The organism is Ignavibacteriota bacterium (genome assembly GCA_016707525.1).
In the GTDB taxonomy this organism is placed as follows: Bacteria; Bacteroidota; Ignavibacteria; order UBA10030; family UBA6906; genus JAGDMK01.
In genome coordinates this window covers 15,203-38,324 of sequence record JADJHP010000009.1, presented here as the reverse complement: position 1 = coordinate 38,324, position 23,122 = coordinate 15,203, and the positions used below count along the sequence as shown (strand labels likewise).

At 61.0% G+C, this 23,122-nt stretch carries 17 protein-coding genes; 9 read left to right on the top strand and 8 right to left on the bottom strand.

What is annotated here, in order from left to right; translation table 11 throughout:
* Positions 1-105: 105 nt before the first annotated feature.
* Together IPI01_14685 and IPI01_14680 are read left to right on the top strand one after the other, a co-directional pair.
* Positions 106-1,569, top strand: coding sequence for a potassium/proton antiporter (locus IPI01_14685; protein ID MBK7259013.1), 1,464 nt, complete (start codon positions 106-108; stop codon positions 1,567-1,569).
* A gap of 93 nt (positions 1,570-1,662) precedes the next feature.
* On the top strand, positions 1,663-2,664 hold the full coding sequence (locus IPI01_14680; GenBank protein MBK7259012.1) for a methyltransferase: 1,002 nt from the start codon (positions 1,663-1,665) through the stop codon (positions 2,662-2,664).
* Positions 2,665-2,686: 22 nt separating this feature from the next.
* Here IPI01_14680 and IPI01_14675 read toward each other — a convergent pair whose 3' ends face one another.
* The 4 genes from IPI01_14675 to IPI01_14660 all read right to left on the bottom strand — a co-directional run bounded on the left by IPI01_14675 (position 2,687) and on the right by IPI01_14660 (position 7,566).
* A complete protein-coding gene (locus IPI01_14675) occupies positions 2,687-3,685 on the bottom strand; it encodes a hypothetical protein (protein MBK7259011.1) in 999 nt (332 codons plus the stop codon).
* The gene (locus tag IPI01_14670) at positions 3,682-4,164 is read right to left on the bottom strand and encodes a hypothetical protein (protein ID MBK7259010.1); all 483 of its coding nucleotides are present in this window, start codon (positions 4,162-4,164) and stop codon (positions 3,682-3,684) included. The genes IPI01_14675 and IPI01_14670 overlap by 4 nt, the downstream gene beginning before the upstream one ends.
* Positions 4,165-4,192: 28 nt before the next feature.
* The gene (locus tag IPI01_14665; GenBank protein ID MBK7259009.1) at positions 4,193-6,247 is read right to left on the bottom strand and encodes an alpha-L-fucosidase; all 2,055 of its coding nucleotides are present in this window, start codon (positions 6,245-6,247) and stop codon (positions 4,193-4,195) included.
* A gap of 203 nt (positions 6,248-6,450) precedes the next feature.
* Entirely contained in the window at positions 6,451-7,566 is a 1,116-nt protein-coding gene (locus tag IPI01_14660) for a C-GCAxxG-C-C family protein (protein ID MBK7259008.1), read from the bottom strand.
* Between the two features lie 250 nt (positions 7,567-7,816).
* Here IPI01_14660 and IPI01_14655 point away from each other — a divergent pair, with 250 nt between their 5' ends.
* Both IPI01_14655 and rbsK read left to right on the top strand, forming a co-directional pair.
* On the top strand, positions 7,817-8,839 hold the full coding sequence (locus IPI01_14655; protein ID MBK7259007.1) for a LacI family DNA-binding transcriptional regulator: 1,023 nt from the start codon (positions 7,817-7,819) through the stop codon (positions 8,837-8,839).
* A gap of 3 nt (positions 8,840-8,842) precedes the next feature.
* Positions 8,843-9,778, top strand: coding sequence for a ribokinase (rbsK, locus tag IPI01_14650; protein MBK7259006.1), 936 nt, complete (start codon positions 8,843-8,845; stop codon positions 9,776-9,778).
* Between the two features lie 5 nt (positions 9,779-9,783).
* Here rbsK and serA read toward each other — a convergent pair whose 3' ends face one another.
* Positions 9,784-10,983 carry a phosphoglycerate dehydrogenase gene (serA, locus tag IPI01_14645; protein ID MBK7259005.1) on the bottom strand — a complete coding sequence of 400 codons (1,200 nt, stop codon included), beginning with the start codon at positions 10,981-10,983 and terminating at the stop codon, positions 9,784-9,786.
* A 61-nt stretch (positions 10,984-11,044) separates the two neighbouring features.
* Complete coding sequence (locus IPI01_14640) at positions 11,045-13,207, bottom strand: hypothetical protein (protein MBK7259004.1); 2,163 nt, start codon at positions 13,205-13,207, stop codon at positions 11,045-11,047.
* Between the two features lie 474 nt (positions 13,208-13,681).
* On the opposite strand from IPI01_14640, the gene IPI01_14635 reads away from it, so the two are divergent.
* Both IPI01_14635 and typA read left to right on the top strand, forming a co-directional pair.
* Positions 13,682-15,259: a DEAD/DEAH box helicase gene (locus tag IPI01_14635; GenBank protein ID MBK7259003.1), complete on the top strand. Its 1,578-nt coding sequence runs from the start codon at positions 13,682-13,684 to the stop codon at positions 15,257-15,259.
* A gap of 21 nt (positions 15,260-15,280) precedes the next feature.
* Entirely contained in the window at positions 15,281-17,116 is a 1,836-nt protein-coding gene (gene typA / locus IPI01_14630; GenBank protein MBK7259002.1) for a translational GTPase TypA, read from the top strand.
* Between the two features lie 78 nt (positions 17,117-17,194).
* On the opposite strand, the gene IPI01_14625 is transcribed toward typA, so the two are convergent.
* Positions 17,195-17,854: an outer membrane beta-barrel protein gene (locus IPI01_14625; GenBank protein ID MBK7259001.1), complete on the bottom strand. Its 660-nt coding sequence runs from the start codon at positions 17,852-17,854 to the stop codon at positions 17,195-17,197.
* 188 nt (positions 17,855-18,042) lie between these two features.
* Here IPI01_14625 and IPI01_14620 point away from each other — a divergent pair, with 188 nt between their 5' ends.
* From IPI01_14620 to IPI01_14610, 3 genes are read left to right on the top strand one after another with little or no spacing between them, the layout of a single operon-like run.
* Positions 18,043-18,597 carry a hypothetical protein gene (locus IPI01_14620; protein ID MBK7259000.1) on the top strand — a complete coding sequence of 185 codons (555 nt, stop codon included), beginning with the start codon at positions 18,043-18,045 and terminating at the stop codon, positions 18,595-18,597.
* The gene (locus IPI01_14615) at positions 18,594-20,795 is read left to right on the top strand and encodes a TonB-dependent receptor (protein MBK7258999.1); all 2,202 of its coding nucleotides are present in this window, start codon (positions 18,594-18,596) and stop codon (positions 20,793-20,795) included. Before IPI01_14620 ends, IPI01_14615 begins: the two co-directional genes overlap by 4 nt.
* A gap of 60 nt (positions 20,796-20,855) precedes the next feature.
* The gene (locus IPI01_14610) at positions 20,856-21,998 is read left to right on the top strand and encodes a T9SS type A sorting domain-containing protein (GenBank protein ID MBK7258998.1); all 1,143 of its coding nucleotides are present in this window, start codon (positions 20,856-20,858) and stop codon (positions 21,996-21,998) included.
* Positions 21,999-22,148: 150 nt separating this feature from the next.
* Here the strand turns inward: IPI01_14610 and IPI01_14605 are convergent, their stop codons facing one another.
* A complete protein-coding gene (locus IPI01_14605) occupies positions 22,149-22,841 on the bottom strand; it encodes an FKBP-type peptidyl-prolyl cis-trans isomerase (protein MBK7258997.1) in 693 nt (230 codons plus the stop codon).
* Positions 22,842-23,122: the final 281 nt, after the last annotated feature.

Genomic DNA, 23,122 nt, shown 5'->3' with positions numbered 1-23,122 from the left:
TATGGTGTTGCAAAATCAGCATTGGTCCCGATCCGTTGCTGGGGCGACGGGGATCTGAGGAGCGCGTTCCCCTTGAACGACGCGGGGATTTTTGTATCTTCTGGTATGAGCCTGGAACTCCTGCTGTTGATAGGGTCCTCTCTGATCCTCCTGAGCATCGCGATCGCCCGGTTGTCGGACAATGCCGGCGTGCCGGTCCTTGTGCTGTTCCTGGGCATCGGCATGCTGGCGGGGGTGGATGGCCCCGGCGGGATCGTCTACGATAATACCGGCCTCACGCAGTCCGTAGGCATCATCTGTCTGGTCTTCATCCTGTTCGCTGGCGGCCTGGATACGCACTGGTCGGACACCCGGCCCGTTGCCTTCCATGCGTTCAGTCTGGCCACCGTCGGGGTATTGGTGACGGCCCTCGTTGCCGGACTGTTCGCCCACCTTGCGCTCGGCTTCCCGCTGGAGTACGGCCTCTTGCTCGGGGCGGTCATCTCGTCCACCGATGCCGCTGCGGTCTTTTCGGTGCTCCGCACGAAGAATGTGAACCTGCGCGGGACGCTCCGCCCGTTGCTTGAACTCGAATCGGGCAGCAACGATCCGATGGCGGTCCTTCTCACGATCGGGATCATCGCGTACATCCAGGATCCAACGACCGGGATCCTGGACTTCGTGGTCCTGTTCATCAAACAGATGGGATTCGGTGCGGTGGCGGGCATAGGCCTCGGGAAGGCGATGCAGTTCATCTTCAACCGGATACGGTTCTCGCACGAGGCGATGTATCCGGTGTTCGGCCTTGCGTTCGCCGCGTTCTCCTATGCCATCACGGCACAGATCGGTGGGAGCGGATTCCTTGCGGTCTATCTCATCGGCATCGTCGCCGGAGCGGGTGGGTACCTGCATCAGAAGAGCATGATCCGGTTCTTCGACGGCGTGGCGTGGCTCGCGCAGATCAGCATGTTCCTTGCCCTGGGACTGCTCGTGACGCCGTCGCGGGCGCTGGGCGACCTGGGTGCCGGCCTCCTCCTCTCGGTCTTCCTCATGTTCGTGGCGCGGCCGGCCGGTGTCCTCCTTTCGCCCGGCCTGACGTCACGTTCCTGGGGCGAACGGCTTTTCATTGCCTGGACAGGCCTCCGGGGTGCCGTCCCTGTGGTGCTCGCAACATTCCCGTTGATCGCCGGCATCGCGCACGCGGACCGCATCTTCAACCTCGTCTTCTTCGTGGTGCTCACGTCGGCGTTGCTGCAAGGATGGTCCATCCCTCCGGTCGCGCGGTTCTTCAAGGTGGATGCCCCCGCCGAACGCCGGAAGAAGTATCCGCTCGAGATGATCTCGTCCGATGGCATCAACACCGACCTGGTGGACCTCGTCCTGCCCGCCGGTTCCGGGGCGGCGGGGAAGTCGATCGTGGAACTCGGATTGCCGCGGGATACACTCATCGTGCTTGTCGGCCGGAACGACACCTACCTTGTTCCGACGGGGGCCACGGTCCTCGAAGAAGGCGATACGCTTCTTGCACTTGCGGGGGATGAGCAGGTGAACGCCCTCCGTGCCGCTCTCGATCAGAAGAAGCATGACTGATACCTGCTGTCCTCTTTCGAAATTCTTCCGTATATTGGCTGCGTTCGTTCTCACCATTCCGCTCTACCGGATCCACCAGCAGAAGCAGCGACAATGACCTCCCGTGAACGAGTCCTCGCAACCCTGGACCATCGCACGCCGGACCGCGCTCCGCGCGATCTGTGGGTGTTACCCTATGTGACCCTCTTCCGTCGTGAGGAGCGTGATGCTCTCCTCCGCCGCTTTCCGTCCGACTTCGCAAGCCCTGAGATCAGTCCGGGTTCCGACGACAGGGACCTGGCGAAGCTCGCACATGCCGGTACCTATACCGACGAGTGGGGGAGCATCTGGCATGTTGCCGAGCCCGGCGTTGTGGGTGAAGTGAAAGGGCCGGTCCTTGCCGACTGGGGTGCGCTGCCGCATTTCCAGCCGCCGTGGGATTTCCTCAAGACGCGCGATTGGGACTACATCAACAGGATGTGCGAGGGGTCCGATAAGTTCGTGCTCTCCAGTGTGTGCGCCCGCCCGTTCGAACGGCTGCAGTTCCTGCGGGGGACGGAGAACCTGTACATGGACCTGGCGTATGATTCCGCGGAGGTGCGAACCCTTATCGGGATGGTGCGCGACTTCTACCGCGAGGATGTCATGCTCTGGTCCCGCTCCTCGGTGGATGGGGTCATCCTCATGGATGACTGGGGGTCGAACATCTCCCTCCTGATCAGTCCGGAGATGTGGCGCGCCGTCTTCAAACCGATCTACAAAGAATTCTGTGAGATCATTCATCGCGCCGGGAAGCGCGTGTTCTTCCACTCCGATGGGAACATCGAAGCGATCTATCCGGACCTGATCGAGGTGGGTGTGGATGCGCTCAATTCACAGCTCTTCTGCATGAACATCGAGGAGCTGGGAAGGAAGTACCGCGGCAAGATCACGTTCTGGGGGGAGATCGACAGGCAGCGAGTGCTTCCGTATGGGACACCGGAGGACGTGCGCGCCGCGGTGAAGAGGGTCCGCACCGCCCTGGATGACGGTACGGGCGGCGTGATCGCGCAATGTGAATGGGGGAAGGACAATGCGCGGGAGAACGTTGAAGCGGTGTACGAGGCGTGGGTCTGACCCACGCCCGCTGTCCCCACGATCAGTAGTTCCCTTCGGCGCGCCAGGTCTCGAGCATCATTTCATATCGTTCCAGGGGGAGGCCGGTGTAGACGCAGTTGCTCGTCGAGAAGATGTACCCGCCGCCAGGCATGCCATGCCGCAAAGCGTACCGCACGTTCTCCCGGATCTCATCCTCGGTTCCTGATTGCAGCAGGCCGCAGTTCACATTCCCGATCAGGCACACCTGCCCGCCATAGCGTTTCTTCACTTCCGCGATATCCACTCCTGCCTGCGGATCGATCGAGTGTAATGCGTGCGGATTCGTTTCGATGAGTTGGTCCAGGATCGGACGGATATCCCCATCGGTATGCTTGATCGTGTAGAAGCCCATGGCACGGTAGCGTGCAATGGCATCTTTCAGGTAGGGCGTGATGAACTCGGCGAACATCCCCGGGCTGAGGAAGGGACCTTCATTGAAACAGTAGTCCGAGCAGAGAGCGAAGCCATCCAATCCGCCATGCGCCTTGAGTGCTTCTGCCCTTGCGGCCCATTGTTCCACGAGGGCCTGCGCTTCTGCATGCACAGCATCGGCATCATCGGCAATGCGATAGCAGAACTGGGAAAGCCGTTCGCCGTCGGGGATCGCGAATGTCGGGTCCCCGTGCATCATGAGGAAGTATCTGTCGCCCGTCCGCTCCCGGATGATGTCGATGAGCCGGCACGTCTCCTCCACCGTATCGGGGTTCTGGTGGATGAAGATCGCGTCGTGCTCGAAACGCTCGGCCGTCCGGATGTAGAGGTCCGCCATGTCCCGCCGATGCAGTTCCCGCTCCCGCTCTTCCATCTGGTCCCACTGCGCATAGTGGCGATGGATCGGATGCACACGTCCGAAGGCCTCCATGGTCAGGAAGAAGACAAGTTCAAAGTGTGGCACCCGGCCGGTGAGAGGGCGGCGTTCGAGGGCTGCGATGAAGCGTTCGCGGTGGGTCATGCGGGCTGGATCGGTCGTTGTGTTCGTGGAGGGGTTGAGTGCATTCATTGTGCGAGGTTGTAGACCGCGATGAGCCACGGGACGATGGAGATGTACCACGCGAGCTGCGCGCGCTGGATCCACCGGTATTTGGCGGTGGCGATCTCTGCTGTACGGTGGGTCTGTTCGATCAGATCGTCCAGGTACTCTTCCGCGGTGATATTCTTCACGGTCTCGCTATAGGCGGTATCGGTCATGCGGGCGATGCTCCCGAAGAAGATGATCGAGGATGTGGTCCGCGACGTGCGTGGTCCCGAGCTGAGGGAGAGGAAGAGGATCCCGATCAGGAGGCCTGTTGCAGAGAGGACGACCAGCAGCACCATCCAGACCGAGGCATCACCGATGCGGGTGATGAGGGCGGCGAGGACGGCAAGCATGGTCGTGTTGATCCCGATCAGCGTGGAGACCTTCGTGTCGGCAGCCACGTTCGTCTTTAGCTGGCGCGTGAGCGCCAATTCCATCATGGCAATGCGTCGCTGGATGTCCATGGTATCCACCTGTGTGGTATTGTGAGCGCTATTCGTGGAACAGACGATCTGCCGGGATCGCTCCAGGGGCAGCACCGGCGCGGGCCCATGTGACCACCAGGCCATCGCCCCCTTCGCCCTGGAAGAAGTCGACAGCGATGCGGTGATACCCTGCTGCCAGGGGGATGATGCCCGAGCGGTCCGACAGCGAATGGGGACCATCATGGTCCACGATCACCTGCCCATCGATGGTCAGCCGGCTTCCATCATCTGATGCGAGCGTGAACGCGTACACGCCTGTGGCATCGATGCGGAGCAAACCATCATAGCGCATGCCGTACCACTCCGCACCGGCCGGACGCACGAGAGTAAAATCCGGAATGACCCCCGTCTTCGCCGGGGTGAGCGTCCGGAAATCCGGCAGCATCTTCCACCGTCCTTCGTAGTGTGCATAGGTCAAACCCGGAGCGGGGTCTTTGACCGCCACCGCCGCAGAGGGTTCGACTTTGCGGAATGTGCGCGATGACCCGATGCCAACGGGTCCACCTTTCCTGAAGTTCCGGGCAGTGAGTGTCGTGGTGGCCGTTACGATCATCGGTGATGTTGCCGCCGCGGAAGAGAGGACCGGGGAGGTGCCGTCGAGCGTGTAACGGGTCGTCACACCGGCCGGTTGTGGTGCAAGCGAGACATGCAGGGTATCGCAGAAGATGTCCGCGGAGGCCAGGATCTGAGGTGCGGTGACAATGGCAGGGGCGCCGGTGATGTCGACGGCGAGCACGGCATTGATGGCATCGGGTGAGGCCGCCGGGAGTGTGACCATGATACCTTCATCCGTTGCGCGAACGGGAAGCGCCGTGTGTGCGGGGTTTGCGAGCAGGGAGGCCTTGCGCACCTTGTTCGTCAAACCGGGGAGAAGGATCTGGCCCGTGGCCGGCCAATCGAAGATGTGGAAGTAGAGCCGGGTGCCGCCCTTGACGGTCTTCTGGGTGCAGCGTCCGAAGGGAAGTGTGGAGAAGGGGCTCGCGGTGGTCCTGTGGATCGCTTCGCCGTTGATCTTCATCCAGGCACCGATCGCCGCGAGTCGCTCGATACTCTCGGGCGGGAATGTGCCGTCCGCCCGCGGCCCGATGTTCAGGAGATAGTTGCCGCCTTTGGAGGCGATATCGGCCAGCATGCGGAGGAGATCCTTCGATGACTTCCATGCGGTGTCATGGTCGTTGTATCCCCAGTGGTCGTTCATCGTCATGCATGTTTCCCAGTCCACGCCGGGCAGGCCCGTCGCAGGGATCTCCTGTTCGGGAGTGCCGTAGTCACCCGCCGACACGCCGCCTGCCGAGAATCCCTGCATGCCCGCGCGGCCGCCATCCACGCGGTTGTTGATGATGATGTGCGGCGCCACCGAACGGACGAACTTCGCGAGGTCAGCACCGCGGGTCATGTTCCAGGTGGACTCCCATTCGCCGTCGAACCAGAGGATCCCGATGTCGCCGTATTTCGTGACGAGCGTGCGGAGATGCTCTTTCATATAGGCGACGTAGCGGTCGAAGCGTGCGCCCACGGTATCGCGGTCGGTCTCCCATGTCCGGCGCGGGAGATAATCCGGATGGTGCCAATCCATGATGGAGTAATACCAGCAGATGCGCATGCCTTGCTTGTGGCATTCGTCAGAGAGTTCTCTCATGATGTCGCGTTTGAAAGGCGTGGACATCACATCAAAGTCCGTCCCCGGCGCATCGAACAGCGCGAAGCCGTCGTGGTGCTTGCTGGTGATGACGATGTATTTCATCCCTGCCGCCTTCGCCATGCGCACCCACGATGCGGGATCGAACTTTGTGGGATTGAACCGGGGGACGAAGCCATCGTACGTCTTCAGGGGGATCTGAGCGGAGAACCGGATCCATTCACCGTAGTCCGTCCTGCCGTTCCAGGATCCTGCCGGGACCGCATAGAGTCCCCAGTGGATGAACAAGCCGAAGCGTGCGTCGCGCCACCAGGCCATGTTGGTTTTCGGGGAGGGTGATTGAGCCCGGAGTGGGGCGAGGGGCGCAGCCAGGACGATGACCAGGAGTGCCACGAACGTGTGGAGGAGGAGAGACGGGCGCATGGGAGACCTTTCAGAATGGTATGGCAAGATACGCAATCGGGATGGGTTTCTCAAACGCATTTCATTCGCAGGATCGATGGGTTGGGGGGGGCAGGAGAGGGACCAGGGCGGTGCATGCACCGGCCCGCGTGAGGATACGGGTGCAGCGATGGAGGACCTGGAGGACGATCGCTGAGCGAATGCAGGCGGGACCGCCTCTCCCACTATTTTATCAGCGACATCTTCTTTGTGGTGGAGAATGTACCGGCCTGCATACGGGTGAAATAGACGCCGGAGGCGACGCGCTTGCCATCGGCGTCCTTGCCATCCCATGCAACGGTATAGGTCCCGGCCGCGAACTCCTGGAAGTCCGTGAGTTCTCTGACCAATCGCCCGTGGACGTCATACACCGCGAGGTCGACCCGTTCCGCCTTCGGGAGCGAGAACTGGATGCGTGTCTCCGGGTTGAAGGGGTTCGGGAAATTCTGATCGAGGTGATAGGTCGCCGGTTCACCGATGCGTTCGGCGACGCCGGAGGAGGAGTGTGGATCTCCGTGGCACTGTTTGCACTCCATTTTCGCCGCGACCGTGTCCGTCGCAGACGCGCCGTGGCAGGTCATGCAGGTGCCGACCGATGCCGGGGCGACGTACAGCGGGGTAAAAGTTCCGGCGAGTTCATCGTTGAGGATCTTCGCAGCATACGCGGCGATGTCGCCGGTGAGGCGGGCGCAGCGTTCTTTCCGCTCGGTGCTCGAGTTCCTGAATCCGGAGGCCTTCACCCAGAGCGCGTTCGATGTATGACACAGGACTGACCCGCTGATGGTTTGTACCAGGGTTTGGTCGTATCTATTCTCTGTGAACGTGTGCGCAACGGCGCGGTCATTGGACTGGTCTGTCGGGAATTTGGACTGGGCATACCAGCCGAAGAGTTCGCTGGCGAGTACGCTGATACGCGCCTGGGCAGAGACGAGGGAGATCACCGCCGCTGCGCCATTGGGCGCCCCGCAGGTGGCACCCCAGCCCGCGCCGCCGCCGGAACCATAGACCATGATCTCTGCCGGGAAGGAACTCCAGGGTTCGCCGATCTTTTCCGCGAGTGCTTTCACGAGGCCGTAGAACGCGCCATAGCAGCACCCCTTTGCGTAGTACGCCTGATGTCCGTAGTTTCGGACGACCTCCACATCGAGCGCCTGGTAGGGGTAGGGCCATGCGGCCATGGACGGGCCCGCGGAGAGCGGAGAACGTGAAACCAGACTGAGGGCTCCCGCGCCGACAGCCATTGCGGCTACGGCCTTCGATCCGTTCTGAAGGAACTGCTTCCTTGTAAGTGCATCGGACATGGTGGTCTCCTCGAATGATGGAACGTTGGTGGTGGTCGCGTGGCCGAGGTGCTGAGAGCCGTTCTGCTCCTTCGGACATGTGTCACTATGCAACAGTCGTACCAATATCGGATAGCGGTGATTAGTAGATTTGTTTCTGGCTTCAGCGGGTCGGAATCGCGAATTTGCGAAGAGGATGTTCGTTTTTGGGAATGGTCTTGACAATGCCATCACCGAAACGTATATTTGATGCAAACGATTGCCTAGGCACATGGCCTGCACACTCAGTGATATAGCCCAGAAAACCGGCTTCTCCGTCTCCACCGTCTCCCGCGTCCTTCACGACAACTCCAATCGGTACAAGATCCGTGATGAAACCAAGGAGAGCATCCGCAGGGTGGCGAAGGAACTCGGGTACACGCCCAACAAGATTGCGCGCGGACTGCGGCTGAACCAGACCCATCAGCTCGGGATCATTGTGGCGGACCTCGCCAACCCGTTCTTTGCGACGATGGTGAAAAGCATCACCAAGGAAGCCCGAAAGTCCGGCTACAGCATTGTCGTGTGCGACTCCGATGAGAATACCCACCTCGAGCAGGAAGCACTCAAGACGCTCCTCGAAAACAGGGTGGATGGACTTCTGATCGCGGCTGTCGGCCTGGAGCGCGCACATCTGGAACAATTCGCAAGTGGTTCGATCCCGCTTGTTCTTCTTGACCGTCTCTATGACGACATGCCCGTCGATGCGGTAAGCGTCGATAATATCAAGGGGGCATATGCGGCAACGCGCCACTTGATCGACCATGGGCATACGCGTATCGCCATGCTGCAGGGCCTCCCCGGGACCTACGCGAACACCGGGCGGTTGAACGGTTACAAGCAGGCACTGATCGATGCAGGGATCCCGGTGCGTGAAGAGTACATCGTCGGTGATGACTTCGGAACGCTCAATGGTGCCGTCGGCATGAAGCAGCTCCTGCATCTTCCGGAACCGCCCACGGCGGTGTTCGCCGCCGGCGATCTCATTGCACTCGGCGCACTGGATGCCATGCGGGTGGAGCGCAAGACGATCCCGCGTGATGTCTCCCTGATCCAATTCGATGATCCCAGTTTCGCCCAGCATCTCTACCCCGCGTTGAGTGCCGTGGAGCAGCCGATCGAGCAGATGGGTGAGAAGGGGGTGACGTTGCTGTTGCGGCGCCTGCGGGATCCATCCTCCAGCCCGCGCCGCGTTCTGCTTGAGCCGCGGTTGAATGTGCGGGAATCCGTTGCACCGCCCGAACCCCACAGGTAACGCATGTCGAACCGGGTCGTTGTCGTTGGCAGCTACAATACCGACATGGTCGTCCGGACCTCTCGTATCCCCCGTCCCGGCGAGACCGTCATCAATGGTTCGTTCACACGCGGGCACGGCGGCAAGGGTGCGAATCAGGCGGTTGCGGCCGCGCGTGCCGGCGCCCAGGTGACGTTCATCGGTAAGGTCGGCGCCGACACTCTCGGCGAAGAAGCGGTCAACAGCCTGCGGTCGGAGGGCATCGATACCTCGTACATCATCCGCGATACGGAGCATCCGACGGGCACGGCATGGATCATCGTGGATGACCGCGGTGAGAACTCCATCGTCGTTGCATCGGGTGCCAATGCAAACCTGACGGCGGCCGATGTGGAACGTGCCCGTGGTGCGATCGCTGCCGCGGACGTCCTTCTGCTGCAGCTGGAGTGTCCGTTGCAGGCCGTGCGTGCAGCCGTCGATGTTGCCTCCGCGTCGGGTGTCCGCGTGATACTGAACCCCGCCCCCGCCTGTGCTCTGGAGTCGGACCTTCTTCGTCGCATAGCGTTCCTTACGCCCAATGAGGTCGAAGCGGAAATGCTGACAGGCATCGCCGTGGATGATGGCCAACAGCTCGATGCGGCGGCGGGAGTGCTGCTGGAACGCGGTGTGGGTACGGTCCTTGTGACGCTCGGTGCACGCGGTGTCTACATTGCATCACCGGCGGGGCGTGAGGTCGTCCCGTCGTTCCCGGTCCTTCCCATCGATACCACCGCGGCAGGGGATGTCTTTAATGGCGTCCTGGCGGCGTTCCTGAGCAAGGATCACTCCCTCCATGATGCCGTGCGTGCGGCCAATGCGGCCGGCGCGCTCTGCGTGACCCGTCCCGGGGCCCAGGGTTCTGTGCCGACCCTTCCCGAGATCACCTCCTTCATCGAAGGTGCTGTCTCACACACCTCCTGATCCCATCAGATGATCCGCACGCGGATCGTGTGCGCCACCCTCTGCAGGTCGTCGAACAACGCGTCCTTGTAATGCGCATCCACATCCGCAAGCACGTAGCCGATGTGTTCGTTCGTGCGGAGGTACTGGGTGATGACGTTCACGTTGTTCTTGCCGAAGATCCCATTGATCGCCGAGAGCACGCCCGGCACGTTCTCATGGATATGCAACAGGCGGTGTGCAGGGTGCCCATCGGTCCGTGGCGCCGTGATGCGCGGAAAGTTCACGCTCGCTGCCGTTGCACCCGTGGCCACATATTCCACCAGTTTGCCCGATACGAACTCCGCGATATTCTCCTGTGCCTCTTCGGTGCTCCCGCCGATGTGCGGTGTGAGCAGAACATTCGGGAGTCCGTGCAACGGCGTGGTGAATGTCTCGTTGCCGTCCCGCGGTTCCGTCGGGAAGACGTCGACGGCTGCGCCCGCGAGGTGCCCCGACCGTAGCGCCGCTGCGAGCGCATCGATATCCACCACGTGTCCCCGGCTGAGGTTCAGCAGGCATGCCCCGGGTTTCATCAGGCTCAACGCCCGTTCGGAGATGATGTTCTTATTGGAGGGGTTGCCATCCACGTGGACCGTCACAATATCCGCGATCTGCAATACTTCGTCCACCGATCCCAGTCGCGTCGCGTTGCCGATCGACAGTTTGTCGATGGTGTCGTAGTAGTAGACGTCCATCCCCATCGCTTCCGCAAGGGTGGAGACCTGTGAGCCGATGTTGCCGAAACCGATGATCCCGAGCTTCTTCCCGCGCACTTCCCGGGCGTGGTCCGCGGATTTCTCCCACCCGCCTGCATGCGCACGCACGACCTTGGGGTAGACCCGCCGGACCAGGAAAATGATCTCGGCGATGACGAGTTCCGCGACGCTCCGGGTGTTGCTGTAGGGTGCATTGAACACGGCAACACCCTTCAAGGATGCCGCCTGCATGTCGATCTGGTTCGTCCCGATACAGAACGCGCCGATCGCCAGCAGGTCCGGCGCATTCGCGAGGACCCGCCGGGTGATCTGGGTGCGCGACCGTATACCGAGCAGTTCAACGCCCTGCAGTGCTTCGATGAGTTCATCGTCGTCCATGGCCCCCACGGCGGACGCTATGGTGGCGCTGCCGCGATGGAATGCATCGTAGGCACGCGGATGGATGTTCTCGAGAAGAAGTGCTTTCATGGGGTTCCTGTTCCTCAGTATCACACGTTCGTGCGGATCGTCAGCCTTCCGGTGGGTGCGTTCACCGGTCGGGTATTTCAGGGGAGACCGGCAGCAATGGCGCTCCATTGCCGGGGTCGAGGACGAGTGTATGGTTTCCGGCGGGGAGATCGAACCGCACCGTCTTCCCGGAGCGTAACGTGATCGGATGGGTGCCCCCGTTCTTCATATGGACCACGAGGAGTCCGTTCCCCGCATAGACGATCTCGCCGTGCGTGGCGTACACATGTGCGCCGCTCGAACGGAGGATGGAGCGCAGCGGCTGGTCTCCGGCATGAGGAACGGCAATGTACCATGCCGTGTGATCATGAAATACTTTGCGTGCGACGGCGGCATGGCCACTCGACGCGTACTTCCCGAACACCTCTGCCGCAGGATCATCCACGGCGAAGAGGGGAGTGACAGCCGTCGTTCCGGTCGTGTACGTCCTTGCCGTGTCGCCGGGCATCGTGAGCACCACCGAAGGAGCGGTCGCGGTCGTTTCGGGGACCAGGGTGAACCCGGTGAGGGCTGTGCAGTGTCCGGCGTCCAATGCCGTTCCATCACTGTAGCCCGGTGCGTAGTACCAGACCACGGTCCGGCCGCCGGTGGCAACCTTCGTCCGCAGAAGGGACCGCTGTTCCGGGGTCAGGGCCCAGACATTGCCGAAGACGACCGTCTTGTACTGCTGCAGATCGACGCGTGGGAGATCGTCGATATGGACCGGATCGAACACGACACCGCTTTTGAATGCCGCGAGGGTAGCGTTATCGATCGTGAGCGTGCTGAAGGGATCGGTACCACGCAGGCTGGCCGTCTGATAGAAGCTCCCGGTGTCATAGACGAAGAGGACATCCGCAGCACTGGTATACGGCGACCGCATGCGTGCGTCCACGATCACCTTCATTGCGGCGATGTCCTGCATGATCACCGAATGATCCCAAGTGCCCCGGCTCCCCCGCTGGTTGTACCGGATGTTGTCGAGATCGACGCCCGCCACACCGAAATCATAGAACCAGAGTCCCATGCCCTTGGTGGCGCTGAACAGCGTGTTGCGCCGCACGGCGGCAACGCCGTTGCGGAGGATGAGGTCGTGATCGCCCGCCTGCGGGATCGGTATCGTCGGTTCGGCATCCATCTCATCCAGCCAGAGCTTGCCGTGGAGGCGGACGGACATGACGAGGCTACGCGAGCGGTAGGCGTCGCCTGGCTTCAGGGCTTCCGGTTCATACGCCTGCGGGCCGGAGAGATAATCGATGGACGGTGCATTGAGGACACGCTGGAGTTCGAGGTGTCCGCCGGCGGCCTGACGGTCGAAGGTGGAGAAGTAGTACCCGTAGAATGTCCCGGCGATGAGCGGGCGCGGCCACGATTCTTTCGCTGTACGGGCGAAGTGAATGATGTTGTCGGCGACCAGTTCATGGACGCACCGGTAGTAATCGGACGCGCGCCGTTCGGCGGCCGGGTCGCGGAAGACCCCGTGTGTCGTGGTTCGTGCATCCAGGCCCGGCACGCGTGCCGACGCGAAGGTCACGGCAGGATCATTCCATGCGCGGCGGAGTCCCTCATCGGTTCCATAGCGTTTCCGCAACCACACCGCGAACGTGTGGTTCATCGGTTCGCTGACGTCCGGTTCGTTCCGGTAGAATCCCCAGTTGTGCCATTCGCCATACACGCCGTTGGCGACCTGGATCCCGGCGAGTGCGCGGCCTTCGGGCGACTTCGCCAGCAGGCGGAGGAATTCGCGGAGCCGTGCGGTCGCTTCGGTCTTCCAGAGAGCGGATGCCATGCTCACGCGTTCCACCGGGCCGTTATCTTCTTCGATGATGCGCGGGAGTCCTTCCGTGCTTTCGTTGCGGGGATGGATGTCCGCATAGCGGACCCATTCCTCGGGGTGGCGGCGCATCCACCATTTTGGAGCGGTCACGTGAAAGCGGATGATGACAGCGGCATCGCGCCGGGCCTGCAACACGCCGGCGATCTGGCGGCGGGCGAGGGAGATGTCCATCGTGCCGTCTTCGCGCCAGCAATGGTCGAAGAACAGGTCCACCTGGAACAGACGGAACCCGCGAGCGGCGAAGAGTCCGATGTTGCGTGCGGGGAGCTCTTCCCACGACCAGCGCCCTCCGGGGACGTCCGTCAGGGCGTAAACCATCGGGCTGACCGGTTCACCGTTGAGATGTATCGTCGGACGGCCGTTGAGCATACGGACCTCCGAGCGCAGCGGGGGTACGGTGCCGGCGGCGGTGCCCACGTTCGGGGCTGTGAGGAGGCACAGGCAGAGGACAAGCAAGCCTGAAACCAAAGGGCGGCGGCTGTCACCCTGCCGGAGGAGGGGGCGGAGGTATCTCTGGTCAAAATGCATGGAAAAGGATAGCAAAAAGTTCGAAAGAAACAAAACCCTTGGAACTGACCAGGGAAAATGGTATCATTATGTACTGCAAACCAGCAGCATTCCGTAACCGGTCATCGTATCGGGAGCGGACGTGAGAGTGTCGCTCTCCGATCATGATGCGCAAGGTTTTGTCGGGACGGATGCTGTTGACCGCGACAAGCGGATCCCTCCGGATATCGTTCACGTAACGATCACTTCCCTATTGGCGTAGCGCCAGCAGAACTTCGCACCAGTATGTATACTGGGCGTGCAGGATATTGTCTTTAACCATATCAGGTTTCCCTCATGGGATTTTCCTCACTGGGCCTTTCAGGCCCTGTCATGCAGGGTGTCCAGGCGGCCGGCTATACGGTCCCCACACCCATTCAATCACTTGCTATCCGTCCTGCTCTTGCAGGCCGTGATATCATCGGTCTTGCCCAGACGGGCACGGGGAAGACGGCCGCATTCGTACTGCCGCTCCTCAACCAGTTGTCGACCGATACCGGGGACCGCGGGCGTCATGCTCCTCCCCGTGCGCTGGTCCTTACGCCGACCCGCGAACTGGCACAGCAGATCCATAAGGCCGTGGACACCTACGGCAAGTTCCTGTCGCTCCGTTCCATCGCCGTCTACGGCGGTGTGGACATGAACAAGCAGCTCAAGCTCATGGCCCGCGGCGTGGATATCGTCATCGCCACTCCGGGCAGGTTGCTCGATCACATGCAGCGCAAATCCGTCAGCCTGGGATCCGTGAAGATCCTGGTGCTCGACGAAGCGGACCGCATGCTGGATATGGGCTTCATCAAGGATGTCCGGACGATCATTGCCGGTGTCCCGAAGGTGCGGCAGACCATGCTGTTCTCGGCGACGATGCCGGAAGAGATCGAGTCGCTTGCCGCGGAGGTCCTGCGCGATCCCGAGACCGTTGAAGCCGGCGAACGCCGGAACCCGGTCGAGACCATCGAGCAGCACTTCTATTCCGTCCAGCCCGATGGCAAGAGCGCGCTGTTGATGCACGCCATCGAGCAGGAGAACATGGAAAGCGTGCTGGTGTTCACGCGAACGAAGCACGGTGCCGACAAGATCGCGCACCGGCTCGACCGCGCGGGGATCAGTACCGCGGCGATCCATTCCAACCGGACGCAGGGTCAGCGCGACCGTGCGCTCGAATCGTTCAAGCGCGGGTCGATCCGCGTCCTTGTGGCGACGGATATCGCCGCGCGCGGCATCGATGTGAACGGCATCTCGCATGTCGTGAACCTCGATATTCCGCAGCAGGCGGAGGATTACATCCATCGTATCGGCCGTACGGGCCGTGCGGGTGCCGAAGGCGATGCGATCACGTTCGTGACCCGTGAGGACCAGCAGTTCCTCCGCAGGATCGAGAAGTACACCGGGAAGCATATTGCGATCCGGTCGTATCCCGGATTCGTGGCGCCTCCGCCGTCTCCCAAGACGCCCGGGCATCATGCGTCCGCCCCGAGGACGTCAGGGCATCATGCATCGGCACCGAGAACCTCAGGCCATCATGCGTCATCTCCGCGGCATGGAGCGCACCCATCGGCCCCGCCGCAGGCAACGTCGCATCAGCCGGTAACGAACGCATCGACGCAGCAGATCACCTCGGCGCAGGCGCCTCAGCGCCGGTTCTCGCCGCGTCCGGGCTCCGCACCGAAAGCCGCGGTGGACCGTGTGTACCGTCCGGATGGACAGTCCGGCGCGCCGAAGAAAAAGGCCGGTGGTGCCGGCAAGCCGTGGGACAAGACCGCGGGAAAGAAGAAGCGCCGCACTCCGCTTCTTGCAGCGCGGAAGAAGTCCCCGCCCAAGAAGCTCGATGCCTACTCGTCACACACCGGCGGTTCCGGCTGGTCCAATCACTGACACTGACACTCTCGGATGCATATGCACAGCAAAGAAACGATCCGCAACATCGCCATCATCGCCCACGTGGATCATGGGAAGACGACGCTCGTGGACCATATGCTGCGTCAAACGGGCACGTTCCGTTCGAACCAGACGTTGGTGACGAGAGTCATGGACTCGAATGACCTCGAGCGGGAGCGCGGCATCACGATCCTGGCCAAGAACACCGCCATCAATTACAAGGACACGAAGATCAACATCGTGGACACTCCCGGCCACGCCGATTTCGGCGGGGAAGTGGAGCGTACGCTCACGATGGTGGACGGGGTGTTGCTTCTGGTGGATGCCGCGGAAGGGCCGCTGCCCGGGACGAAGTTCGTGTTGAAGAAGTCGCTCGACCTGAACCGGAAACCGATCGTCGTGATCAATAAGATCGACCGGAAGGACGCCCGTGCCCACGAGGTGCTGGATGAGGTGTTCGACCTCTTCCTCTCGCTGGGTGCGAACGAAGAACAGTTGGATTTTCCGACGATCTACTGCATCGCCAAGCAGGGGATCGCGAAGAACGAGCTGGAAGACGAGGGTGTGAACCTTGAACCGCTGCTGGATGCGATCGTCAAGCACGTCCCGCCGCCTCCCGGCGATCCGCACGGCATGTTCCAGATGCTCGTCACGACGATCGATTACAATGACTACCTCGGGCGCCTGGGGATCGGCCGGATCCACCGCGGAGCGATCCGCATGGGTTCGCCGATGCACATCGTGCACCGGGATGGCCTCGTGGAGGATGCCCGCGTGACCAAGATCTACACCTTCGACGGCCTGAAGAGGCTCGAAGTGGAGGAAGCCGGAGTCGGAGACATCATCGCGATCGCCGGTATGGAGGATGTGGATATCGGCGAGACCATCGCTGATGCGGGCGACCCGACGCAGCTCCCGTTCGTGGCGATCGAAGAGCCGACGTTGTCCATGAATTTCATCGTGAACAACAGCCCGTTCGCCGGTCGGGATGGCAAGTACGTCACCACCCGGCATCTCAGCGAGCGGCTGATCCGCGAATTACGGTCGAACGTCAGTCTGCGCATCGAGCTTACCGACTCGCCCGACACCTTCAAGGTGAGCGGGCGCGGGGAGTTGCACCTGGCGATCCTCATCGAGACCATGCGCCGTGAAGGGTACGAGTTCCAGGTGTCGCGCCCCGAAGTGATCTACAAGCGCATCGACGATGTGCTGTCGGAGCCCATGGAGCATGTGATCATCGACGTGCCGGAGGAGTTCGTCGGCGTGGTGATCGAGAACATCGGCCGCCGGCGCGGCGAAATGAAGAACATGATCGCGTCGCCGGGCAATACCCGCCTCGAGTTCATCGTACCTGCACGTGGCCTCATCGGATTCCGCGGTGAGTTCATGACGCAGACCAAGGGGACCGGGATCCTGCATCATAATTTCCACGGATACGATCCCTACAAGGGCGACATCACCCAGCGTACCAAAGGTGCTCTGGTCTCCATGGAGACCGGCGATTCCGTGGCCTACGGGATGTGGAAACTGTCGGAGCGCTCCGTGTTCTTCATCGATCCCGGAACGAAGGTCTATGAAGGGATGATCGTTGGCGAGAATTCACGCGAGCACGACATGACGGTGAACGTCTGCAAGACCAAGCAGCTCACGAACATGCGCGCCTCGGGGTCGGATGAAGCCGTACGATTGGAACCTGCGCGCCTCCTCACGCTGGAGCAGGCCATCGAGTGGATCGGTGACGACGAACTCGTGGAAGTGACGCCGCACAGTATCCGTCTGCGCAAACGCCATCTCAACGCGGATGTCCGGAAACGGGCGAGCAAGAAGGTGACGGAAGCCGACGCGGAAGCGTAAGCGGGGTGGACAGAGGGCAGAAACAGAACGGGGTTCCGCATGCGGAACCCCGTTCGTGTTTCCGGCGGTGGAAGCCGGTTAGAACGTGATACCTGCCGTGAAGATCGGGACGTAGGTGCTGGTCCCTTCCTCGAGCATGATCCAATTCACACGCGCTTCTGCGAAGATCGCGAAGGCACTGAGATCGATGTCCAGGCCGGCGCCCGCATTGAAGGATCCCACGGTCTGGGTCTTGAGGATCGTGATCGGGGACAGTTTCACACTGTTCACGGAGATGATCACATCGGTTGCCGTGACGTGTGTGACGCCGCCGCCACCGGTGATGTAGGGCTTGAATACCGGAAGCGGGAGAATGGTCAGCTTCAGATTGGCGGAACCCGAGATCATGTCCACTTTGCCGCCCTCTTCGAATGCCACCGGGAATCCGGGGAGCACACTCTGGACATAGCTCTTGAACTTGTCCTTGTCCGGCGAGAGGGTGAGGTAATCGCCCGAGACGCGGATCTTCAGGATGCCGAGGCCGATATCGAAATGGACGCCACCGCCGAGCCCGAGGCCGTACACCTCTTCGATGGCGACCTGTGCGGTGCCGGTCGAGTTGGGGATGCCGGCGAGTTGTTTTGCCTTTGCATTGATGTCGGAATTGAACATATTACCATGAACACCGAAGCCGATCGACTGCGCCGAGGCCGAAGCGGCCAGGAGCAGAGCCCCGAACAACAGGACAAAACGTTTCATACATCCTCCACGTAGGTTGTGTGTGCGAGTTGGATAGAGGCGCGAGTGATCGTCTCTTCAGGAATGCTCTTGTTGAATCTATGGTGTTCTCCCCTCTTTTTCAAGTGCTTATTCCATTTGTGCAACAAAAGTCATCGGCGGTCGAACCTTTTGCCCCGTCACCGTGTTTTTTGTTGTGGAGGCACATCATGAACTTTCGCTTTTTGGCACTCGCAGCCGGCGTTCTTGCTTTGCTGGCCCTTTCCTCGGGATGTGACCGTGGATTGGGGCCGATCACCGAAGACACCGGCTTCCGTGGTACCATCACCTACAAGAACTGGCCGCCTGCAGACAGTATGTTCGGCCTGCGCCTGGTCGCTCTCGAACAATTTCCCACGGACAGCACCGGGCTGATGTTGTCGCTCCTCGGTGGCCACGCAGCGGTCTATCCTCACCTGACGACCGGTGTGATCGGCTCCCTCGCGATCCTTGGCTTCAGGGCGTCGGACACGGTGCATGCCGATACGGTGCAGTATGTCTTCACGAAGGAAGGTACCGTCCTGAAGGAAGGGACGTATAACTACATCGTCCTGGCGTGGCAGTATGGGCCGAATGTATTCGCGGATTGGGCACCGGTCGGCGTCTACACTCAGAAACCAGGCACGTTCGAGCCTGCACCGCTGTTCGTGCAGGACCGACGTATGCGTGAGGATATCAATATCAGTGTTGACTTCCACAACCCTCCACCGAAACCATGGAAATGATCAGGCGTATCCAGACTCTCATGTTGCTCGCCTGTGTGGCGCTCCCCGCCTTCGCAGACGGTGGAAGTGTTGCAGGCAAGGTCACAGCCACGACCGACGGCATCAGGGAACCACTCGTGGGTGCCGTGGTGCTGGTGCAGGGGACCGTTCGAGGCACGACAACAAACCTGAAAGGCGAGTACCGCATCGCCGATCTTCCCCCCGGCGTCCATACGCTCGTGTTCTCGATGGTCGGATACCAGCGGCTTACCCGTCCGGGCGTGACCGTTGAGGCCGGGAAGGACGTGACCGTCGATGCCGACCTGCGCTCCGTTCCGGTGCAGATCGACCAGGTGGTCGTTACGGCCAGCCGCCGCGCACAATCCCTTGAAGAGGTTCCCGTCAGCATCTCGGTCCTCGATGCCCAGGAGATCCGCGCGCGCAATGCGCTGGTTCTCGATGACGCCCTCCGCTATATACCGGGCGTGAACATGACCGGCTTTCAGGTGAACATCCGCGGTTCATCAGGCTACAATCGCGGAGCGGGGAGCAGAGTCTTGCTCCTGCTGGACGGCATTCCGTTCATCACCGGTGATACCGGTGAATTGAATTTCGAGACGATCCCGGTCGGGCAGGTGGACCGGATCGAAGTGGTGAAGGGGGCGAGTTCCGCGCTCTACGGATCAAACGCCCTGGGCGGCGTCATCAACGTCATCACCAAGGAGATCCCGGACCGCCCGAGTACGCAGGTGCGGTTCTTTGCAGGGACGTACGACCAGCCGTCGCATGCGGCGTGGAAGTGGACCGACAAGCAGCGTTTCTACAATGGGCAGTCGGTGAGCCATGCGTACCGGTCGGGCGATCTCGGTGTGGGCCTCTTCGTGTCGCGCCAGTTCGATGACGGCTACCGCCGGAACGACTATCGCAGGCGGTACAACATCTACGCGAAGATCAAAGAGGATTACGAGAAGCAGAGTTCGCTGACGATGACCTTCGGGTTGTTGTATCAGTACGGCGGACAGTTCCTGTACTGGCGCAGCCTGGATTCGGCGACGTATCCGCCTGTGGCGCAGGCGGACGACAACGTCAAGTCGATCAGGTATTTCACGACGGCCCAGTATACCTCGCTCATCGGTGAGAACGCCCAGTTGACGCACCGGGTGATGTGGTTCCACAACGACTGGGGCTTCGAAACGCGTTCCGGCATCGGCCGGGCGGAATCCGTGGCGGATGACATCCGCTATGAATCCGTGGCAACGATCATGCCGTCGGATGTACATACCCTCACTGCGGGTGTGGATGCCAACCTGGATATGATCGGGGGTGATGTGGTGGGAGGGAGGACGATCTGGGGATTCGCGCTCTTCGGACAGGATGAGATGAAGCTCGCCGCGCCGCTGACGATGACGTTCGGCGCCCGCTACGACTTCTCCTCCGTCGGCATCACTGCGCCCGGCGGGCAGATCAATCCCAAGCTGGCCTTTGCCTACAATCCCTTCGAAGGGACGTCGGTGCGCACGTCGATCGCGCGCGGGTTCCGTGTGCCTGCGGTTGCCGAAGCGTTCCTCATGGCCGGGTTCAACAACATCCTGGCGCGGCCGAACGAGGACCTGAAGCCCGAGAAGAGCTGGTCGTTCGAGATCGGGGCCTCGCAGCGGTTGGGCGAGATCGGGACATTCGACATCGCTGCCTTCCGGACGGATTACGATAATCTGATCGAGGTTGATGTCGTGGACACGTCCGCGGGTTCGCTGCTCTTCCAGTGGCGCAACGTGGCCAATGCGAGGGTGCAGGGCGTGGAGACCTCGCTGAAGCTCGGCCTTTTTGAAGGTGCGCTGCAATATAGTTTTGGCTATACCTACGTGTGGCCGGAAGATCTGACGAACCACGATATCCTGAGGTATCGTCCCCGCCACCTGTTCTACACCTCGCTGAGCAGCGCGGTGGGCCCACTGCACGCCTCCGCGGATTTCCGGTACATCAGCAAATCGGACCGCGTGGATGATATCCTGGGGAAGAACGGCATTGTCCCCGACGGGGATGAGCGTGTGGAGATCCTGGTCGCGGATTTCCGGTTGGGTGCGGATTTCACGTTGTTCAGCATACCGCTCACGGCCACCGCGAGCGTGAACAATGCGTTCCAGTATAACTATGTCGAGTTGATCGGCAACATCATGCCGCCGCGTACGTATGGACTGGTACTCGAAGCCCGTATGTGATGCGTTGCTGTACGATCCCTGCAGAACGATTTCAGGTACCAGAACAATCAAGGAGGATGTATGAAGATGATCGCCCGCGTGATGTTGAGTGCTACCCTGCTCTGTGCGGGTGTGGCCGGTGCCAGTGCACAGGGCATCACCATCGACACGAATGATGTGAAGCTCATGTATGCCGTCGGGACGACCACGTCGTTCCGGGCTGATACGCTCACCAATCAGGTGAACATCGGGACCAGTGGAGCGGCGTCGTGGGATTTCAGCGCGCTGCTGACGCATTCCCGGATGAACCTGCGGAGCGTTGTGCCGTCCACGACCCCGTACTTCGCTTCGAATTTTCCGGCCGCGACGCATGCTCTGAGCGATACGGCATTCACATATTCGTTCGTTGATGGAACCTTCGGACAGGTGACCCTGAAGGGGGCCGGATACAACTACATGACGCTGTCGGGTGGGAACCTGCTGGACTGGGGTTTCAAGGGGACGGGGAATGCGTACATCGTGGGCAATCCTTTCCCGGCCCAGGGTGCTTGGACCAAGTCGCCGGCAGCGGTCTATTACAGTCTTCCGTTGTACCTCAGCAAGACCTGGACCACCACGTTCGTTGAGACGCTCTCCGGGAGCGCGGTGATCCTGGGCGGTACGGTGAATGTCGGTCCGACGCTGACCAATCACACGATCACGTACACCGTGGATGCCTACGGATCGCTGAAGATCCCCGGTGGCAGCACGCAGGAAGCACTGCGCATCCGGAAAGTGGACCGGTTCTCGACCACGACGAGTTCGGGCGTGCGTGTGGGATACATGATCCTGGCTAAGAACGGGGCCTCGGTGCAGTTCACCGTCGGTGACACCAACGCGGTTGCCGGTACGGCTTCGGTGTCGGGCCTTCAGTGGACGAGCGCTACGCCGACCTCCGTGCGTCAGGTGAACGAAGCGCCGTCGGTGTTCAGCCTTGCGCAGAATTATCCGAACCCCTTCAATCCGTCAACGATGATCCGTTTCGCGCTTCCCGAGCGCCAGGCCGTCACGCTGCGCGTGTTCAACCTGCTCGGTGAGGAAGTTGCGACGATCGTGAACGAGACCCTTGGTGCGGGTGAGCACGTGGTGGAGTTCAACGCAAAGGGGTTGGCGACGGGGATGTATCTGTACAAGTTGCAGGCGGGATCGATGACACAGACGAAACGAATGCTGCTTGTGAGGTAATGGAGGTGTGGTACAATGACGAAGGGGCGTCCCGTCAGCGGGACGCCCCTTCGTTCATTATGCGGGTATGATATCGTGCAGAGAACGGGAATATCACATCCCGTCGGGTAGGGGCGCCGCGTGCGGGCCCCTACGTTCGTTCTGCGGGCCCTACTGCACTTCCAGCAACTCGATCTCGAAGATCAGCGTTGCGTTCGGTGGGATGACATTGCCGGCACCCTGTTCACCGTACGCCAGATCGGACGGGATGACCAGTTCCCACTTCGAGCCTTCCTTCATGAGCAACAGCGCCTCGGTCCAGCCGGGGATCACGCCATTGCACGGGAACACCGCGGGCTGTCCGTGCTTGAAGGAGCTGTCAAACTCCTCACCATTGATGAGCCGACCGATATAGTTCGTCTTCACCGTCGATGCGGCGAGGGGTTTCTTGCCCTTGCCTTCGGTGATCACACGGTACTGGAGTCCGCTCGGCAGTGTGATGACCCCGGGTTTCTTCGCGTTCTCGGTCAGATAGGCTGCCCCATCTGTGGCGTTCTTGATCGCCTGTGCCCGGGCACGCTCTTCCTGCTTGATCTGCATGTCCTGGCTGAACGAACGCATCGTGTCCTGGATCTCTGCTTCCTTCATCAGGTGCTTCGAGGAGTCCAGCTTCGCATCCATCACGCCGCGGAGGAATGCTTCGGGGGAGATGGCGATGGAATCACGGTGCAGGTTCTTCCCGACACTCATGCCGATGCTATAGCTGATCTTGTCCTGACGTGTCTCGAGCTTCACGTTCGCACCCTGTTGTGATTGGCAACCAGTGATTCCGGCCAGGACCAACACGGCCAAGAGGTATCGCATGGGGGGTTCCTTTCTGGTGATGAGGGAGAGCCTGCCGCAGTGGCAGGATCCCATCCCGCCCAACCGATGCCGACAGACATATATCCTTTAAATATAAGGAAATTGCAGGACAGAACCAATCGGAACGGGGGAACGCCGCTCCCCCCGCTCACGGGCGCGGATTCTTGTGGTTTGCGATGCGATTCTCTATATTGAACGACCGCACTGTTTTCATACTTCACGCTCCTTTAGTATCACCTCGCAGCGAGCATCAGGGAGCCGGCGCTGACGTATGCCCGGCC

What these genes read in the sequence shown, in the direction of transcription:
- IPI01_14685 (MBK7259013.1), top strand. Translation starts at nt 106, where the DNA reads ATGAGCCTGGAACTCCTGCTGTTGATAGGGTCCTCTCTGATCCTCCTG.
- IPI01_14680 (MBK7259012.1), top strand. Translation starts at nt 1,663, where the DNA reads ATGACCTCCCGTGAACGAGTCCTCGCAACCCTGGACCATCGCACGCCG.
- IPI01_14675 (MBK7259011.1), bottom strand. Translation starts at nt 3,685, where the DNA reads ATGAATGCACTCAACCCCTCCACGAACACAACGACCGATCCAGCCCGC.
- IPI01_14670 (MBK7259010.1), bottom strand. Translation starts at nt 4,164, where the DNA reads ATGGACATCCAGCGACGCATTGCCATGATGGAATTGGCGCTCACGCGC.
- IPI01_14665 (MBK7259009.1), bottom strand. Translation starts at nt 6,247, where the DNA reads ATGCGCCCGTCTCTCCTCCTCCACACGTTCGTGGCACTCCTGGTCATC.
- IPI01_14660 (MBK7259008.1), bottom strand. Translation starts at nt 7,566, where the DNA reads ATGTCCGATGCACTTACAAGGAAGCAGTTCCTTCAGAACGGATCGAAG.
- IPI01_14655 (MBK7259007.1), top strand. Translation starts at nt 7,817, where the DNA reads ATGGCCTGCACACTCAGTGATATAGCCCAGAAAACCGGCTTCTCCGTC.
- rbsK (MBK7259006.1), top strand. Translation starts at nt 8,843, where the DNA reads ATGTCGAACCGGGTCGTTGTCGTTGGCAGCTACAATACCGACATGGTC.
- serA (MBK7259005.1), bottom strand. Translation starts at nt 10,983, where the DNA reads ATGAAAGCACTTCTTCTCGAGAACATCCATCCGCGTGCCTACGATGCA.
- IPI01_14640 (MBK7259004.1), bottom strand. Translation starts at nt 13,207, where the DNA reads ATGCTCAACGGCCGTCCGACGATACATCTCAACGGTGAACCGGTCAGC.
- IPI01_14635 (MBK7259003.1), top strand. Translation starts at nt 13,682, where the DNA reads ATGGGATTTTCCTCACTGGGCCTTTCAGGCCCTGTCATGCAGGGTGTC.
- typA (MBK7259002.1), top strand. Translation starts at nt 15,281, where the DNA reads ATGCACAGCAAAGAAACGATCCGCAACATCGCCATCATCGCCCACGTG.
- IPI01_14625 (MBK7259001.1), bottom strand. Translation starts at nt 17,854, where the DNA reads ATGAAACGTTTTGTCCTGTTGTTCGGGGCTCTGCTCCTGGCCGCTTCG.
- IPI01_14620 (MBK7259000.1), top strand. Translation starts at nt 18,043, where the DNA reads ATGAACTTTCGCTTTTTGGCACTCGCAGCCGGCGTTCTTGCTTTGCTG.
- IPI01_14615 (MBK7258999.1), top strand. Translation starts at nt 18,594, where the DNA reads ATGATCAGGCGTATCCAGACTCTCATGTTGCTCGCCTGTGTGGCGCTC.
- IPI01_14610 (MBK7258998.1), top strand. Translation starts at nt 20,856, where the DNA reads ATGAAGATGATCGCCCGCGTGATGTTGAGTGCTACCCTGCTCTGTGCG.
- IPI01_14605 (MBK7258997.1), bottom strand. Translation starts at nt 22,841, where the DNA reads ATGCGATACCTCTTGGCCGTGTTGGTCCTGGCCGGAATCACTGGTTGC.